13 protein-coding genes and 2 tRNA genes are annotated in these 15,459 nt (G+C 71.4%); 4 read left to right on the top strand and 11 right to left on the bottom strand.

The genetic code is table 11. The annotated features are described in order from the left end of the window. Positions 1-138: 138 nt before the first annotated feature. Together leuD and leuC are read right to left on the bottom strand one after the other, a co-directional pair. Entirely contained in the window at positions 139-732 is a 594-nt protein-coding gene (gene leuD / locus ABD831_RS07710) for a 3-isopropylmalate dehydratase small subunit (RefSeq protein ID WP_344943950.1), read from the bottom strand. A 3-nt stretch (positions 733-735) separates the two neighbouring features. Beyond that, entirely contained in the window at positions 736-2,181 is a 1,446-nt protein-coding gene (leuC, locus tag ABD831_RS07705; RefSeq protein ID WP_344943947.1) for a 3-isopropylmalate dehydratase large subunit, read from the bottom strand. A gap of 153 nt (positions 2,182-2,334) precedes the next feature. Here leuC and ABD831_RS07700 point away from each other — a divergent pair, with 153 nt between their 5' ends. The 4 genes from ABD831_RS07700 to ABD831_RS07685 all read left to right on the top strand — a co-directional run bounded on the left by ABD831_RS07700 (position 2,335) and on the right by ABD831_RS07685 (position 7,620). Further along, positions 2,335-3,087: an IclR family transcriptional regulator gene (locus tag ABD831_RS07700; protein ID WP_020142814.1), complete on the top strand. Its 753-nt coding sequence runs from the start codon at positions 2,335-2,337 to the stop codon at positions 3,085-3,087. A 210-nt stretch (positions 3,088-3,297) separates the two neighbouring features. After that, positions 3,298-4,284, top strand: coding sequence for a L,D-transpeptidase family protein (locus ABD831_RS07695; protein ID WP_344943943.1), 987 nt, complete (start codon positions 3,298-3,300; stop codon positions 4,282-4,284). 64 nt (positions 4,285-4,348) lie between these two features. Further along, positions 4,349-5,356 (top strand): glucose-6-phosphate dehydrogenase (coenzyme-F420), encoded by a 1,008-nt coding sequence (gene fgd, locus ABD831_RS07690; protein WP_344943940.1) that lies wholly within the window; start codon positions 4,349-4,351, stop codon positions 5,354-5,356. A 98-nt stretch (positions 5,357-5,454) separates the two neighbouring features. After that, a complete protein-coding gene (locus ABD831_RS07685; RefSeq protein WP_344943937.1) occupies positions 5,455-7,620 on the top strand; it encodes a bifunctional lysylphosphatidylglycerol flippase/synthetase MprF in 2,166 nt (721 codons plus the stop codon). On the opposite strand, the gene ABD831_RS07680 is transcribed toward ABD831_RS07685, so the two are convergent. The 9 genes from ABD831_RS07680 to ABD831_RS07640 all read right to left on the bottom strand — a co-directional run bounded on the left by ABD831_RS07680 (position 7,605) and on the right by ABD831_RS07640 (position 15,402). Further along, entirely contained in the window at positions 7,605-9,332 is a 1,728-nt protein-coding gene (locus ABD831_RS07680) for an alpha/beta hydrolase (protein ID WP_344943934.1), read from the bottom strand. The genes ABD831_RS07685 and ABD831_RS07680 overlap by 16 nt on opposite strands. A 134-nt stretch (positions 9,333-9,466) precedes the next feature. Then, positions 9,467-9,539, bottom strand: a tRNA-Glu gene (locus ABD831_RS07675). 91 nt (positions 9,540-9,630) lie between these two features. Next, positions 9,631-9,702, bottom strand: a tRNA-Gln gene (locus ABD831_RS07670). A gap of 57 nt (positions 9,703-9,759) precedes the next feature. Further along, positions 9,760-10,512, bottom strand: coding sequence for an HAD family hydrolase (locus ABD831_RS07665; RefSeq protein WP_344943932.1), 753 nt, complete (start codon positions 10,510-10,512; stop codon positions 9,760-9,762). Beyond that, entirely contained in the window at positions 10,509-11,153 is a 645-nt protein-coding gene (locus ABD831_RS07660) for a GNAT family N-acetyltransferase (protein WP_344943929.1), read from the bottom strand. Before ABD831_RS07660 ends, ABD831_RS07665 begins: the two co-directional genes overlap by 4 nt. 11 nt (positions 11,154-11,164) lie before the next feature. Then, the gene (gene gltX, locus ABD831_RS07655) at positions 11,165-12,604 is read right to left on the bottom strand and encodes a glutamate--tRNA ligase (protein WP_425582805.1); all 1,440 of its coding nucleotides are present in this window, start codon (positions 12,602-12,604) and stop codon (positions 11,165-11,167) included. A gap of 300 nt (positions 12,605-12,904) precedes the next feature. Then, positions 12,905-13,084 carry a hypothetical protein gene (locus tag ABD831_RS07650; protein WP_344943922.1) on the bottom strand — a complete coding sequence of 60 codons (180 nt, stop codon included), beginning with the start codon at positions 13,082-13,084 and terminating at the stop codon, positions 12,905-12,907. A gap of 23 nt (positions 13,085-13,107) precedes the next feature. Then, entirely contained in the window at positions 13,108-13,887 is a 780-nt protein-coding gene (locus ABD831_RS07645; RefSeq protein ID WP_344943919.1) for a fumarylacetoacetate hydrolase family protein, read from the bottom strand. Positions 13,888-13,929: 42 nt separating this feature from the next. Further along, positions 13,930-15,402, bottom strand: coding sequence for a nitroreductase family protein (locus ABD831_RS07640; protein ID WP_344943915.1), 1,473 nt, complete (start codon positions 15,400-15,402; stop codon positions 13,930-13,932). Positions 15,403-15,459 lie beyond the last annotated feature (57 nt).

Below are 15,459 nucleotides of genomic sequence, written 5' to 3'. Positions count from 1 at the left end.
CGCTTCCGGAGGCGGCTGAATGCGGCCGGGGGGCCGAGCTGCCACGACTGGAGGGTCACCCAATGAGAATGGATCCCCTTGCGAGGCAAGGGGATCCACTCATCAAGCCAGATCAGGGCAAAGGCACCGGAGGGGCCGTCAGGCCGGGCTGGTCACCGGCTTGTGGCTCGGGCGGCGCGACTCGAAATCGGCGACAAGATCTTCGTGTCGCAGGGTCAGTCCGATGTCGTCGAGGCCCTCGAGCAGCCGCCAGCGGGTGTAGTCGTCGATCTCGAAGGGGGCCACGATCTCGCCCGCACGGACGGTCCGCGCGACGAGGTCGACCGCGATCTGGGCGCCGGGGTTGTTCTCGAGGTACTTCCAGATGAGCTCGACGTCGTCCTGCGCGACGATCGCGGTGAGCAGCCCCTGCTTGCCGCTGTTCCCGCGGAAGATGTCAGCGAAGCGCGAGCTGATGACGACCTTGAAACCCCAGTTCATCAGCGCCCACACCGCGTGCTCGCGACTCGACCCCGTGCCGAAGTCCGGGCCCGCGACGAGGACCGAGCCGTCGGCATACACCGGGTTGTTGAGGACGAAGGACTCGTCCTTGCGCCAGGCGGCGAAGAGGCCGTCCTCGAAGCCGGTGCGCGTCACGCGCTTGAGGTACTCGGCGGGGATGATCTGGTCGGTGTCGACGTTGCTGCGCCGCAGCGGGACGCCGACACCGGTGTGGGTCTCGAACTTCTCCATGGCTCAGGCCTCTCCGGTCGTCGCGGACGCCAGCTCGCCGGGCGTCCGGGCTTGGTCGTCGAGGTCGGCGGGGCTCGACAGGGTGCCTCGGACTGCGGTCGCGGCTGCGACGAGAGGGCTGACGAGGTGCGTGCGGCCACCCTTGCCCTGACGGCCCTCGAAGTTGCGGTTGGACGTCGACGCGCTGCGCTCACCAGGGGCGAGGGTGTCGGGGTTCATCCCGAGGCACATCGAGCAGCCGGGCAGGCGCCACTCGGCACCGGCGGCGGTGAAGACCTTGTCGAGGCCCTCGGACTCGGCCTGCAGGCGCACCTTGGCCGAGCCGGGGACGACGAGCATGCGCACCCCGTCGGCGACGCGGTGGCCCTGCACGACGGCGGCGGCGGCGCGAAGGTCCTCGATGCGGCCGTTGGTGCACGAACCGACGAAGACCGTGTCGACCTTGATGTCGCGCAGCGGGGTGCCGGGCTCGAGACCCATGTAGGCAAGGGCGTTCGCCGCCGCGAGCCGGTCGCTCTCGTCGGCGAACTCCTCGGGGTCGGGCACGGAGGCCGACAGCGGCAGGCCCTGCCCGGGGTTGGTGCCCCACGTGACGAAGGGAGCCAGGTCGGCCGCGTCGAGGTCGACCTCGGCGTCGAAGACGGCGTCGTCGTCGCTGCGCAGCCCGGTCCACTCGGCGACGGCGGCATCCCAGTCCGCGCCCGTCGGGGCGTGCGGGCGACCCCGGAGGTAGTCGAAGGTCACCTGGTCGGGAGCGATCATCCCGGCGCGCGCGCCGGCCTCGATCGACATGTTGCACACCGTCATCCGGGCTTCCATCGACAGTGCCTCGATGGCGTCGCCGCGATACTCGATGACGTAGCCCTGACCACCACCCGTGCCGATCTTGGCGATGACGGCCAGGACGACGTCCTTGGCCGTGACGCCGTCGGGAAGCGTGCCGCGCACGTTGACGGCGAGGGTCCGGAACGGCTTGAGCGGCAGCGTCTGCGTGGCGAGCACGTGCTCGACCTCGGAGGTGCCGATGCCGAAGGCCAGGGCGCCGAACGCGCCGTGGGTCGAGGTGTGGCTGTCGCCGCAGACGACGGTCATGCCCGGCTGCGTCAGGCCGAGCTGCGGGCCGACGACGTGGACGATGCCCTGGTCGGCATCACCCATCGGATAGAGGCGGACGCCGAACTCCTCACAGTTGCGCCGGAGCGTCTCGACCTGGACCTTCGACACGGGGTCGGTGATGGGTCCGGGCGTCGTGGGGACGTTGTGGTCCTCGGTCGCGAGCGTGAGGTCGGGACGGCGGACGGGCCGACCGGCGAGGCGGAGCCCGTCGAACGCCTGCGGGCTCGTGACCTCGTGGAGGAGGTGGAGGTCGATGTAGAGGAGATCTGGCTCCCCCTCGGCGCGACGTACGACGTGTGCGTCCCAGACCTTCTCGGCCAGTGTCCCTGCCATGACTCCCTCTGACTTCCCTCCGCGACGGCGTTCCGATGCTCGAGCGGCGCGCGCCATCGAGGACCTGGTCGCGACATCGCTCTTTGCAAAGACTGAACCTTTTATGGGTGCGGTGGATTGACGTCTCAGTGCCTGAGACGTCAATATCAGTGCATGGACAACTCTTCAGGGGTCGGCGTTCTCGACAAGGCCGCGACGGTTCTGGGCGCACTCGAGGCCGGACCGGCCACCCTCGCCCAGCTCGTCGGCGCCACCGGACTCGCGCGACCGACAGCCCACCGTCTGGCGGTCGCACTCGAGCACCACCGCCTCGTCTCGCGCGACATGCAGGGCCGGTTCGTGCTGGGCCCGCGCCTCGGCGAGCTCGCCTCAGCCGCCGGGGAGGACCGCCTGCTCGCTGCGGCCGGTCCGGTGCTCGGGGCGCTGCGCGACCACACCAACGAGAGCGCGCAGCTCTTCCGCCGCCAGGGCGACCAGCGCATCTGCGTGGCGGCGGCCGAGCGCCCCGTCGGCCTGCGCGACTCCATCCCCGTCGGTGCCACCCTGTCGATGCTCGCGGGCTCCGCCGCGCAGGTCCTCCTGGCCTGGGAGGAGCCGGACCGCCTCCACCGCGGGCTGCAGGGCGCGGCGTTCACGGCGACCGCCCTGTCCGGGGTCCGGCGGCGTGGCTGGGCCCAGAGCGTCGCCGAGCGCGAGGCCGGAGTCGCGTCGGTGTCGGCGCCCGTGCGCGGCCCGTCGGGCCGCGTCGTCGCCGCCGTGTCGATCTCGGGACCGATCGAGCGCCTGTCGCGCCAGCCCGGCCGCCTGCACGCGGCCACGGTCGTCGCCGGCGCCAACAAGCTCACCGAGGTGCTGCGCCGCCACCACGCGATGCAGCAGCAGCAACAGCAGCAGCACAACGCGTGAGCTCTCACGCCTGACGAAGGACCTGAACGCCTGACCTGAACACACGTCCTGGACGGCGGTCCCGAAGGCACGGTCTGGTCGTTGCTGCACAACGGATCGGTCACGATCCGTGTCAGCGGCCCTGCCCGGACAACCATTCGGGGGGCGGTCGCGTCACGCTCAGTGCAGTGCAACGACGCACGGCAGGTCGCGTTCAGACAAGGGGTCACGATGCAGGCAGCCAGCTCACCGGTCCGTTCCACGGGTGGGGTGCGCCGCGCCCTCGTGCTCATGGGCGCCGTCGCCGTGGTCTTCGCATCGACCGCCTGCACCCCCGACCAGACGCCGGACCTGGGCGGCAGCGCGCGCGGCACGGGCGTCGCGGGAACCAGCGCCTCCTCGACGGCCACGTCCTCGGCACCCACCACCCCCTCGTCCCCCGCGACCACCACCGCGGGCGAGCCCTCGAACACACCGACGAGCACCGCGCCGCCGACGACCGTGCCTCCCACCGCCAAGCCCGCACCGACCCCCACGGCGACGGCGACGCCCGAGCCGGCACCCGTGGTCGTGCTCCGAGCCGGCGACACCGGCCCCAAGGTGCGCTCGCTCCAGGCCCGGCTGCGCCAGCTGAGCTGGTTCGACGGTGACGTCAACGACCGCTACGGCGTGAAGACGACGACCGCGGTCCGCGGCTTCCAGGCCAAGCGCGGGTTCGACGCCACCGGGGTCCTCGACGAGCGCACGTGGGACAAGCTCGTCTCGATGACCCACCGGCCGACCGCTGACGAGCTCGCCAACGTCAAGCCCACCCCCGTCGAGCCCAAGCCCGGCGCCGGCTCCTGGGACGTCGACGAGCGGTGCCTGACCGGTCGCGTCATGTGCATCAGCAAGTCGACCAAGCGCCTCACCTGGGTGGTCGACGGGGTGCCCCAGTACGGCTTCGACGTGCGGTTCGGCAGCGACGAGCTGCCCACGCGCGAGGGCGTCTTCTCCGTCTACAAGAAGAAGGTCGACGTCATCTCGAACCTCTACCACACGCCCATGCCCTACTCGATGTTCTTCTCGGGCGGCCAGGCGGTGCACTACTCCTCCAACTTCGCACGGCTCGGTTACGCCGGCGCCTCACACGGGTGCGTCAACGTGCGCAACAAGCCCCTGCTGATCCAGCTCTACAACGAGGTCCGCATCGGCGACAAGGTCGTCGTCCACTGGTGACGGGCCGCGAGACACCCCGACGTAGGCTGGCGAGGTCACTCCCCCACGGCCCGAAGGAGTCGGTGTGCTCAAGGTTGGTTGGAAGGCGTCCGCGGAGCAGTTCGGTCCCCGCGACCTCGTCACGTATGCCGCGCGCGCCGAGGAGCTCGGACTCGACTCGGTCTTCATCTCCGACCACTTCCAGCCCTGGCGCCACCAGCAGGGACACGCGCCGTTCGCGATGAGCTGGCTCGCCGCCGTCGGCGAGCGCACCGAGCACATCCAGCTCGGCACGTCGGTCATGACGCCGACCTTCCGCTACAACCCTGCCGTCGTGGCGCAGGCGTTCGGGACGCTCGGCGCACTCAACCCGGGACGCGTCGTGCTGGGCATCGGCACGGGCGAGGCCCTCAACGAGGTCGCCGTCGGGGCGGCGGGTTCGCCGTGGCCGGAGTTCAAGGAGCGGTTCGCGAGGCTGCGCGAGGCCGTCACGCTGATGCGCAGGCTCTGGACCGAGGAGCGCGTCGACTTCGACGGCGACTACTACCGCACGCACGCCGCGACGATCTACGACCGGCCCGAGCAGCCCATCCCCGTCTACGTCGCCGCGGGCGGCCCCCTCGTCGCGAGGTATGCCGGTCGTTCGGGTGACGGGTTCATCTGCACCTCGGGCAAGGGCCGCGAGCTCTACGAGGACAAGCTGCTGCCGGCCGTCGACGAGGGGCTCGCCAAGTCCGGCCGCACGCGCGAGGACCTCGACCGGATGATCGAGATCAAGCTGTCCTACGACCGCGACCCGGCCCAGGCGCTGCACAACGTGCGCTTCTGGGCACCGTTGTCCCTGAGCGCCGAGCAGAAGCACGGCGTCGACGACCCGGTGGAGATGGAGCGTCTCGCCGACGAGCTGTCCGACGAGGAGATCGCCAAGCGGTGGATCGTCACGAGCGACCCGGCCGAGGCCGTGGACGCGGTGCGCCAGTACGTCGACTGGGGCTTCAACCACGTCGTCTTCCACGCCCCGGGTCACGACCAGGGCAGGTTCCTCGAGCAGTTCTCCTCCGACGTGCTGCCCGGCCTGCGCGAGCTGACCTGACGCCTCGGCACCGGCAACTCCGGCCGTGGCGGACTCCCGGCCACTACCATCCAGGGTCAGGGGTGCGGTCGATCACCGACGCGTAGGGGGCGGTTCGGATGCCGGCAGGGGTTCCCGGGGAGGCCACGGGCCGGACCGCTGCCGCCCACCTGTCCCGACTGGCCCGGCAGGTGCCGTTCACCCTGGCAGTCGTGCTGACCATGCTCGTCCTCGGCGTGGTGACGCAGTCGCTGTGGTCGCCGCTGAAGGACCGTGAGCTGCTGGACGCGGTCGCGTACGGCCTTCCAGCCCTGCAGGCGGGCCGGTGGTGGACGCCGGTGAGCGGCGCGTTCTTCGCGCTCGTCCCGGCCCAGTACCTCCCCGTCGCCGGCGGGGCCCTGCTGCTGCTCGGCTGGTCGGAGCTGCGTCTCGGCACGCCACACGCGGCCCTGGCCGCCGTCGTGGGCCACCTCGTCGGCGTGCTCGGCGCCTCGCTCCTGCTGCTCCTGCTGTCGCAGACGTCGTGGGCCTGGGCCGACCGGACCGCCGCCGTGCTCGACGTCGGTTTCAGTGCGGGGGCGCTGGGCGCCGTGGCCGCCGCCAGCGCGACCCTCCTGCCGCCGTGGCGCGGACGGCTGCGGCTCGTCCTCAGCCTGTATGCGGTCCTGGCCCTGCTCTACGTCGGGCTGCTGTGGGACGTGGAGCACCTGCTGGCGATCCTCGTCGGGCTCGCCCTGGGTCCCCTGCTCCTCGGCAGGCGACCGAGACCCGAGCTGCCGTCGTTCACGCGCCATGAGTGGCGGATCATCGCCTCGACGCTCTTCGTCGTCTCGGCGGTGGTGCGCATCCTGCTCTACTTCACCCCCTCGGACGGCCCGCTCGGCGCTGCCACCTCCGACTCCGACGCCATGACCGTCCTGGTGGGTGCGGCGATCTCGCTCTCCCTGGCGTGGGGGCTCGCACGGGGCTCTCGAAGGACGTGGCAGCTGGCCGGCGCCCTCGCCACGCTCTCGGTGCTCGTCGGCCTCACCGCCCTCGTCCTGGAGGTGCTCGCACCCGACCAGCTCGATGCGCAGGGCGACGTCGTGTCGTCCGTGCCGCAGCTCGTCGTCGACAGCGTCCTGTGGCTCCTGCAGCTCATCGTCCTCGTCGCGGGCCGGGGCGCGTTCCAGGCCCGCTCGGGGCGCCGCCGTCGCGCCGAGCTCGCGACGGGGTCGAGCGACCGCGACACCGCGATCCGCCTGCTCAAGACCCACGGCGGGTCGACGATGTCGTGGATGGGCACCTGGCCCGACAACCACTGGTTCATCCACCGCGGCCCGGACGGCTCGCCGCTCGGCTACATCGCCTTCCAGGTGCACCGGGGCACCGCCATCGCGCTCGGCGACCCGGTGGCTGCAGACGCCGCGACGCGCGCCGCCGTGCTGCAGGCGTTCGTCGACGCCGAGGAGACGCACGGCCTCAGGGTGTGCTTCTTCTCCGTGACGCAGGAGGTCGCCGACTGGGGGCGCGCGCACGGGCGGCGCGACGTGCTCGTCGCGGAGGAGGCGATCATCGACCTGCCCGACCTCGAGTTCAAGGGCAAGTCGTGGCAGAGCGTGCGCACCGCCCTCAACCGCGCCGCCAAGGAGGGGATCGCCTACCGGGAGGGGCGACTGGCCGAGATGCCGAGAGGCCTGCTGTCGCAGGTGCGCGCCATCTCCGAGCTCTGGGTCTCGGACAAGGGCCTGCCGGAGATGGGCTTCACCCTCGGCGGGGTCGACGAGGCGCTCGACCCCGACACGGTGGTGGGGCTGGCCCTCGACGCCGACATGACCGTGCACGGCGTGACGTCGTGGCTGCCCGTCTACTCGGCCGGCGGCCAGGTCCGCGGGTGGACCCTGGACGTCATGCGCCGCCTGCCTGACGGCTTCCGGCCCGTGACCGAGTTCCTCATCGCTAGCGCCTGCCTGTCCTTCCGCGACCAGGGCGCGTCGTTCGTGTCCCTCTCGGGGGCTCCCCTGGCGCACTCGGGCGACGGCACGGCCGAGCGGGCCGCCCTCGAGCGGCTGCTCGACCAGATCGGCGAGGCCATGGAGCCGCTCTACGGCTTCCGTTCGCTCGACAGCTTCAAGCAGAAGTTCCGGCCGCGGCACGAACCCGTCCACCTCGTCTTCCCCGACGAGGCGGCGCTGCCTCGGATCGGGCTGGCCCTGACGTCCGCCTACCTGCCGGGAGCCTCCCTGCGTGACCTGGCCCGGGCTGGGCTCCAGGCACGCAAGGACGATGATCAGGTGTTCTTGTAGGGCCGTTTCTCCAGCAGGGAGGCGAGGGTGGCGGTCTTCTCGGCCGTCCAGCCGGGTGGGTTCGTCACGGCGACCCACGACTCGAGGTTGGACGTGGCCGAGTAGAGGTGACCGTAGCCCATCGGAATGCTCCCGGCACCGGGCAGGTCGAGCAGGACCTGCCACATCGTCACGAGCGGGAACCATCCCATCCGGGCCGAGACGTCGGGTCCGCGCTCCCCGTCCTTGAGCCACTCGGGCGAGGTGAAGGCCATGCTCGGGGAGAAGAAGACGATGGGGTCGCTGGCGTGCTGCAGGTAGACGAGGCGGGTCGGGCCCCAGTCCGGGCTCCCGCGGTCGAGCCCGTTCTGCTCGGCGGTGAAACGCACCGTGCGCCCTTGCTCGTAGACGGGGAGGTATGCCGGGCTGTCTGGTTGTCGCCCCGCCGTGAGCCGGGCGTGCATCTCGTTGACGAAGGGCGGACCTGACATGAGCGCGCCGTCGATCGGCTCGTTGATGACGTTGATCGAGCTGAGGATGCTCTCCACGCCGAGGGAGCCGAGGGAGAGCCCGTAGAGGTAGAGCTTCGGCCGGCTCGACGCGGGCAGCGTCGACCAGTACTGGTGCACCGTGGCGAAGACGACGCGGGACGTCTCCCGCACGGCGTCCTGGTCGGCCAGCAGCGAGATCCAGGACGGCAGGTAGGAGTACTGCACGCCCGCGATGGCGGTGTCGCCGTTCCAGAGGTACTCGAGCGGGTCGGTGCCGTTCTGGTCCAGGAACCCGGTGCCCGTCGTCGTGGCGATGACGAGGACCTTCCGGTCGAAGGCGCCGGTCCGCCTCAGCTCGGCGAGCACGAGGTCGGCGCGTCCCTGCACGCTGTCGGCGGAGCGCTGCCCGGCGTAGACGCGGATCGGCTCCTTCGCTCCCCCTCCGCTCGCGGCGTCGAGGTCGGCCACCGAGGGCCCACCACCCACGAAGTAGCGGCCCTGCCGTCCGAGCAGCTCCCAGCTCGACAGGGACTGCGGGCTGCCGGACCGCTCGGGCTCCGTGGGTCGTCTCATGTCCTCGGCGATCAGGGTGTCCCGGGGCGCGAAGATGTTGTTGGCGACGGTGAAGAAGCCGTTGACGAGGACGCCGGTGAGCAGCGACCAGATGAGCGCCAGGAGCACGGCCGAGCCGACGACGAGCGCGACCCTGCGTGGCAGGCGCCGTCCGAGCCACTGGAAGACCGTGCGGAAGAGCAGCCGAAGGCTGCGGGAGACGACGAGGATGAGCACGGCGAGAGCCGCTGTGACGCCGATGATGACGGGCCACACCGACGGCGACACCGGCTCCATCCCGTAGAGCGTCCGGATCTCGTTCTGCCAGCCGACCTGTCGCCACCCGGTGAAGACCGCCGCCCACAGCCCCAGGCCGACGAAGATCGCCACGAGGACCCTGCGCGCGCGCCCGGGAACGCTGGGGATCCCGAGGTAGCGCCAGATCGCCTGCGCGCCGGCCCCGAGGCCGTAGCCGATCATGACCGTGACGCCCGAGACGATCCCCTGCACCATCGCGGCCCGTGGCAGCAGCGACGGCAGCAGGGACAGGGCGAAGAACCACGCGGCTGCGGTGAGCCCCACCCCGGAGAAGGTCGTGTCGAGGATCCGACGCGGGGCACCGAGGGAGGGTCGCCATCGGCGCCGCCGGGCTCGGACCGCCGGAGGGGCAGCGGTGGTCGGTGCAGTCATGGCGTCTGCTCCTTGCTCGGCGTGGCCTATGACGAGCGCCAGCATAGAGCGGCCCCCGCGTGGGAGCCCCTGACATGCAAGAAGACCCCGGTCCGTGTGGACCGGGGTCTTCCTCTGCTCTACCGAGCATCACGTAGCCCCGACGGGATTCGAACCCGCGCTACCGCCTTGAGAGGGCGGCGTGCTAGGCCGCTACACAACGGGGCCGTGAGCGGTGCCGAGCGGACTCGGCACGGGAAGAAACCTTACCGTGAAGGCTTGATTTCTCCGAATCGGACCACGTTGCCGTGGACCAGAGCTGGGGTACCAGGACTCGAACCTAGAATGACGGAACCAGAAACCGTAGTGTTGCCAATTACACCATACCCCAAGGGGTTTCACTCCGAGCTGGCCTCGCGACCGGTACGGGGTGAACCGAATGGGAATACTACCGGTCCGTGCGCGGTGGCCCAAATCGGCGGTCGAGCGCCGCGGTGACCTCGTCCAGTCCACGCACCGCGACCACCGGCTCGGACGTCCCACGACCCTCACGGTCGAGCCAGACGGCACGGAGACCGGCGGCCTCGGCCCCGAGGACGTCCCACTCGATGCTGTCGCCGATGCACAGCACCCGGTCGGGCTCGGCACCGAGGAGCCGGCACGCCTCGAGGTAGACGCGCGGGTCGGGTTTGCCGAAGCCCAGGGTGTCGGTCGTCACGACGACGTCGAACCGGTCGACGAGGTCGAGGGCCTCCAGCTTGACGCGCGTCGGTGCCTGCGCCGAGTTGGTGAGCAGCGCGACCGGCAGGCGCTCGCCCTCGGCCGCCGCGAGGAGGCCGGGCACGTCGGGGAGGAGCCGCTGGGCGCTGCGGAAGGCCGGCGCGTAGGCCTCCTCGTAGGACAGGTGGGCCCCGTCGGGGACCTCGACGCCGAAGGCCGCGGCAACCTCGGCCAGCCGGCCCGCCCGCATCGCCTCGAAGGCGACGTCTCCCGAGGCGTAGCGCGGGAACCACCGCTCGGGATCGTCGTAGTAGCGCTGCGCCATGGCGCGGTGCTCCCCTGCCCGGTGCGGCCAGATGGCGGCCGCAGCCCGCGTGCCGGCGAGGACCATCGCCTCCTGCGTGTCGACGATCGTGTCGTCGACGTCCAGCAGGAGCGCACGGGCGCCGCCCACCGCTGCCGTGAGCGTCCGCGCTCTCACGGGGCACCCTCGATCCCGAAGAGCGGGAGGGCGGGCGCCACGCCGTCCATGACGACCCCTCGGGCCCCGTCCGACGCGGCCCACGCCTCCCGCGCGAGACGCACGTGCTGCAGGGTCTCGCCCGAGTGCTCGAGCACCGACCGGTGCGTCTCGCGGTAGCCGAGAGCCCGGGAGACCCCGAGGGACGGCGCGTTGCCGATGACGGCCGAGCTGATCGCCGCCTCGGCCCGCAGCGGACCGAAGGCGAGGGCGAGCACCGCGGCTCTCATCTGCTGGCCGAGCCCTCTCCCCCGCGCCGGGGGCACGAGCCACGACGAGGAGTCGACGGTGCGGTCCGCGCGCCAGTCCGGACCTTCGAGCCACTGGGCCCCGACGACCGTCCCTTCCGAGCGGACGACGAAGGGCAGCGCCCAGTCGTCGGGCGACCACAGGCCGAGGGCGCGCCAGTAGCCCTGGGCAAGGACCGCACGACGGTTCGCGCGCTCGTCGAGGCCGGCATACGTCGTCGCGTGAGGGTTCATCTGGACGTCGTCGGGCAGCAGCTCCCACAGGGTCGGCAGGTCCGCCTCGGTCATGACCTGCAGGTCGAGGTCGGCCGTGCGCAGGCGGATGCCCTGCAGCGGCCAGGACCAGCCCTCCACGCCCGCCTGCCTCAGAGCGAGTCGCGCAGCGACCGCAGACGGCTCAGGGTCGAGGTCTTGCCGAGGATCTCCATCGACTCGAAGAGCGGCGGCGAGATGCGAGCGCCCGAGACGGCGGTGCGCAGCGGGCCGAAGGCGAAGCGCGGCTTGATGCCGAGCCCGTCCACGATGGCGGCGCGCAGGGCTGCCTCGATGCCGGCGGCGTGCCAGGCGCCCCCGGTGCCGAGCACCCCGGTGCCGTGCTCGTCGATGTCGCCGAGCACCTTCAGGGCCGCGTCGAGGACCGCCGGGGCGTCGTCCTTGAGCTGCCTGCGGGCGTCCTCGTCGATGACGAGCTGGTCGTCGCCGACGAAGAACGGGCGCACGAGCGCGGGTGCCTCGGTCAGGTGGGCCATCCGCGTCTGGATGAGCTCGGCGACCGCCTTGAGACGGGCCAGCTCACCGAGCGACTGCGTCTCGTCGAGGATCTCGTCGGCGACGAGGTAGGGCAGCAGACGGCTCGCGAACTCGCCCACGTCGAGCGAGCGGATGTAGACACCGTTGAGCCAGTCGAGCTTCTTGAGGTCGAAGATCGGGCCGATCGGGTTGACCTTCGCCCAGTCGAAGGTGCGGCTGAAGTCGTCGAAGGTGAAGACCTCGACGTCAGTCCCCTCGGCGTCCTGCTGCGGCGGATAGGCAAGCAGCGCAAGGAAGTTCACGAGCGCCTCAGGGAGGTAGCCCTGCTCGCGGAACCATGTCAGCCGCGCGGCGGGGTTCTTGCGCTTGGAGATCTTGGACTTGTCGGTGTTGCGCAGCAGCGGCATGTGCGCGAACTTCGGCGCCTCGAGACCGAGCCAGCGGTAGAGCAGGATGTGCTTGGGCGTCGAGCTGATCCACTCCTCGCCACGCACGACGTGGGTGATGCCCATGAGGTGGTCGTCGACGACGACGGCGAGGTGGTACGTGGGGAACCCGTCGGCCTTGAGGATCACCTGGTCGTCGGGACGCGGGGCCGAGACCTTGCCGCGGATGACGTCGTCGAAGACGAGCGGCACGTCGTCGGGGACGAGCATGCGCACGACCGGCGTCTCGCTGAAGCCGGGCAGCGCAGCGCGCTCCTCGCGGGTCTTGCCGACGCAGAGGCGGTCGTAGCCGGTGGGCTGCTTGGTCTTCTGCTGGATCTCGCGCATCTGCGCGAGACGCTCGGTGGAGCACCAGCAGTAGTAGGCGTGGCCGTCCTCGAGGAGGCGCTCGACGTAGGGGCGGTAGGTGTCGAGGCGCTCGGACTGGCGGTACGGCGCGAAGGGCCCACCGAGGTCGGGCCCCTCGTCCCAGTGCAGCCCGAGCCAGGCGAGCGTGTCGTAGAGCTGCGCCTCGCTGTCCTCGCGGAAGCGCGCGCGATCGGTGTCCTCGACGCGGAGGACGAACTGGCCGCCCTGCTGCCGGGTGAAGGCGAGGTTGAAGAGCGACATGTAGGCCGTGCCGACGTGCGGGTCACCGGTCGGCGAGGGCGCGACGCGGGTGCGGACGGGCCCGGAGCCGTCGGAGGTCGAGACGCGCTGGGGCTGCTCGGTGCGGACCTCGACCTGCCCGAGAGCGTCGGTGGTGTCGGGGACGTCGCTGGCGGGGGAAGACGGCATACCTGTCCTGGTGCTGTTGTCGCTCATGGTGCGATCAGCCTAGTGGGCGCGTCGGCGCGGCCGAGACGCGACGACGCCGCCCGACCGTGGGGTCGGGCGGCGTCGTCGAAGTCAGGAGGGCCACCGGCATGGTCAGGCCTGCACGGCTCCGGGAGGGCCGTCGATGTCGTCGTGACGAGCGTCGTAGGTGGCGTCCTCGTCAGGACCCTGGTCCGGCTTGCCGGGGCGCGCGTGGCGACCGATGTAGCCGCTTTCGGCGGCCGTCTGACCGGCACGGGTCGGCGACTCAGGGTTCATATCGTCCTTTTCCATGACATAGACCCTAAAGCGTCCGGTCAGCGCCGAACGAAGGTGTTCGTCAGCGAGCCGATACCGGCGATCTCGACCGTCACCTGCTGACCCGCCTCGACGAGCCCGACGCCGGCCGGCGTGCCGGTCAGGATGACGTCGCCGGGCAGCAGCGTGAAGGCGGCAGAGGCGTACTCGATGATCGTGGCGATGCCGTGGATCATGTCGGCGGTCGTACCGTCCTGCTTCACCTCGCCGTCGAGCGTCGTGCGGATCGAGAGGTCGGCCGCGTCGAGCTCGGTCTCGACCCACGGACCGAGCGGACAGCTCGTGTCGAAGCCCTTGGCGCGCGCCCACTGGCCGTCGGTGCGCTGCCAGTCGCGCGCCGTGACGTCGTTGGCGATGGTGTAACCGTAGATGCACTCCGCGGCGTTCTCGGCCTTGACGCCCTTGGTGATCGTCTTGATGACGACGGCGAGCTCGCCCTCGTAGGAGATCTCGTCGCTGCCGGCAGGCAGGACCACGGGGTCGAAGGGCCCGACGACGGCCGTGTTGGGCTTGAAGAACATCATCGGCTCGGCCGGTGCCTCGCCGCCCATCTCCTTGGCGTGGTCGGCGTAGTTCTTGCCGATCGCGACGATCTTGGAGCGCGGGATGACCGGCGCGAGGAGTCGGGCGTCCTCGAGCAGGACGGGCGGCTGGCCGCTCGGCTGGAGCCCGATGTAGAGCGGGTCACCCGCCAACGGCGTGATGACCTCGCTGCCGGGGTCGCCCTGGACGATGCCGTATGCCGGGTCGTCCCCGGTCGTGTACCTCGCGATGCGCACGCGCCCACCCTACGACGGTGTCGCCGGGCCGGTCGCAGGCGGTCAGCGGGGCCAGACGATGGTGACGTCCGCCGGAGAGCCCGGCTGCCCACTGGGGCGGGTGCGGTACTCGGGCACACCGACGCACGTCCACAGCAGGCCGGCCACGTCGGAGCCCAGCAGGCTCGCGAGGTCGGAGTCGCGGAAGGTCATCCCGGACGCCGCCGCGCCCAACGCATACGCCATGAGGTGCAGTCGGCCCTCGACGAGCCCGGACAGCAGCTGGGCGTCGCGGTAGTCGTGGTCGTCGAGCGCCGCGAGGTCTGCGCCGCTCATGGCGACGAACGCCGCGTCGCCCGCCAGCCCCTGCTCGAGGGCCGCGGCGTAGAGCTCGGCGCGGACCGTCTCCTCGTCCAGCGGGCGCACCGCCTCCGCGACGTCGGGCCAGCGGTGGATGCCAGTGGGCACGCCCTCGACGGCGCTGACGCCCACCCAGTGCGGCACGTCGACACCGCGGGTGGCGACGGCCATCGCGTCGACGAGGAGCACGCGCGGGACCGAGCGGTCGCGGTGCAGGCGGCGGATGGAGCCCTTGCTCGCGATGACCGCGTCGATGCCGACGCCCGGGTCCGGCGAGAGGACCGGCACCGCCGGTCCGCGCTCCAGCTCCGCCCCGAGGACGGTCTGCTCCCCTGCGCGCTGCGCGGCCGTGACGAGGGGGAACTCGATCCCGTCGGTGTCGTGGTGCCCGGACATGGGGTCGCCCGTCGGGTGGAGGGCGGGTCGCCCGTCGCCGAGGGCCACGATCGCGACGGGGAACTCGTGGACGCGGTCCGCCCCGACGAGGGCGGACACCTCGGCGTCGGGGAAGGTGGTGAAGAGGCGGGCGACCAGTCCGGCGGAGTCGGCGAGGGCGAGGGTCTGGGCGAGCATGGTGCCGGCGTCCCAGTAGATGTGGCGGAAGCCGCGCTCGCGGTAGCGCCAACCCGTGCGCCACGGCACTCCCGTGACGACGAGCGTCGTGGCCTCCCCCGACGGCGGCGGCCCGATGACGACGAGGGTGTGGGCCTCGGGGTCGTACCAGTGCACTCCCGGCTCGAGCCCGTCGACACCGGCGCCCCTGGGGACGGCGACGTAGAGCTCGAGCGGGAAGCGCGCCCCTGCGGACCCGGCTGCACGGAAGAGCACGAGCCCGCCGTCGGGGCGGGTGGTGCGGCGGGTGACGCCGGACGACAGGTAGAGCAGACGGGCGAGCCCTGGGAGGTCCAGCGGGGACGGGTCGACGTCCGCCGTGCCGGCGAGCACGGCTGTGGCAGGGGGCGCCGAGGCGGGGAGGTCGGGCGGCAGCAGGACGCGTCGGAGGTCGTCGTCGTAGCGCTTGTAGGGCTGCGGTCGTCGTGTGACGTCGTTGGGGACGAGGTCCTGGACGAGCCGGTCGTCGTCGGGGACCTCGGTCCACTCCCGCTCGGGCGTGTAGCAGGTGAGGCGGTGCAGCAGGTGGGTCGGCCGCTCGGGCCGCTCGGCGTCGGGTGCCATGGGTGACATCCTGCTCCGCTCGGGCGGGTGGCGTGTGGAAGACCTCGGCTTGCCGTG

This window comes from Terrabacter ginsenosidimutans, from assembly GCF_039539425.1.
GTDB lineage: Bacteria > Actinomycetota > Actinomycetes > Actinomycetales > Dermatophilaceae > Terrabacter > Terrabacter ginsenosidimutans.
This window is presented reverse-complemented; position numbering and strand designations above follow the sequence as displayed.

Bases quoted from the DNA above. Each gene is read 5' to 3' on its own strand.
- ABD831_RS07700 (WP_020142814.1), top strand. From the start codon at position 2,335: ATGGACAACTCTTCAGGGGTCGGCGTTCTCGACAAGGCCGCGACGGTT.
- leuC (WP_344943947.1), bottom strand. From the start codon at position 2,181: ATGGCAGGGACACTGGCCGAGAAGGTCTGGGACGCACACGTCGTACGT.
- gltX (WP_425582805.1), bottom strand. From the start codon at position 12,604: ATGTCGCTCTTCAACCTCGCCTTCACCCGGCAGCAGGGCGGCCAGTTC.
- ABD831_RS07685 (WP_344943937.1), top strand. From the start codon at position 5,455: ATGCCGGCAGGGGTTCCCGGGGAGGCCACGGGCCGGACCGCTGCCGCC.
- ABD831_RS07640 (WP_344943915.1), bottom strand. From the start codon at position 15,402: ATGGCACCCGACGCCGAGCGGCCCGAGCGGCCGACCCACCTGCTGCAC.
- leuD (WP_344943950.1), bottom strand. From the start codon at position 732: ATGGAGAAGTTCGAGACCCACACCGGTGTCGGCGTCCCGCTGCGGCGC.
- ABD831_RS07695 (WP_344943943.1), top strand. From the start codon at position 3,298: ATGCAGGCAGCCAGCTCACCGGTCCGTTCCACGGGTGGGGTGCGCCGC.
- ABD831_RS07680 (WP_344943934.1), bottom strand. From the start codon at position 9,332: ATGACTGCACCGACCACCGCTGCCCCTCCGGCGGTCCGAGCCCGGCGG.
- ABD831_RS07650 (WP_344943922.1), bottom strand. From the start codon at position 13,084: ATGGAAAAGGACGATATGAACCCTGAGTCGCCGACCCGTGCCGGTCAG.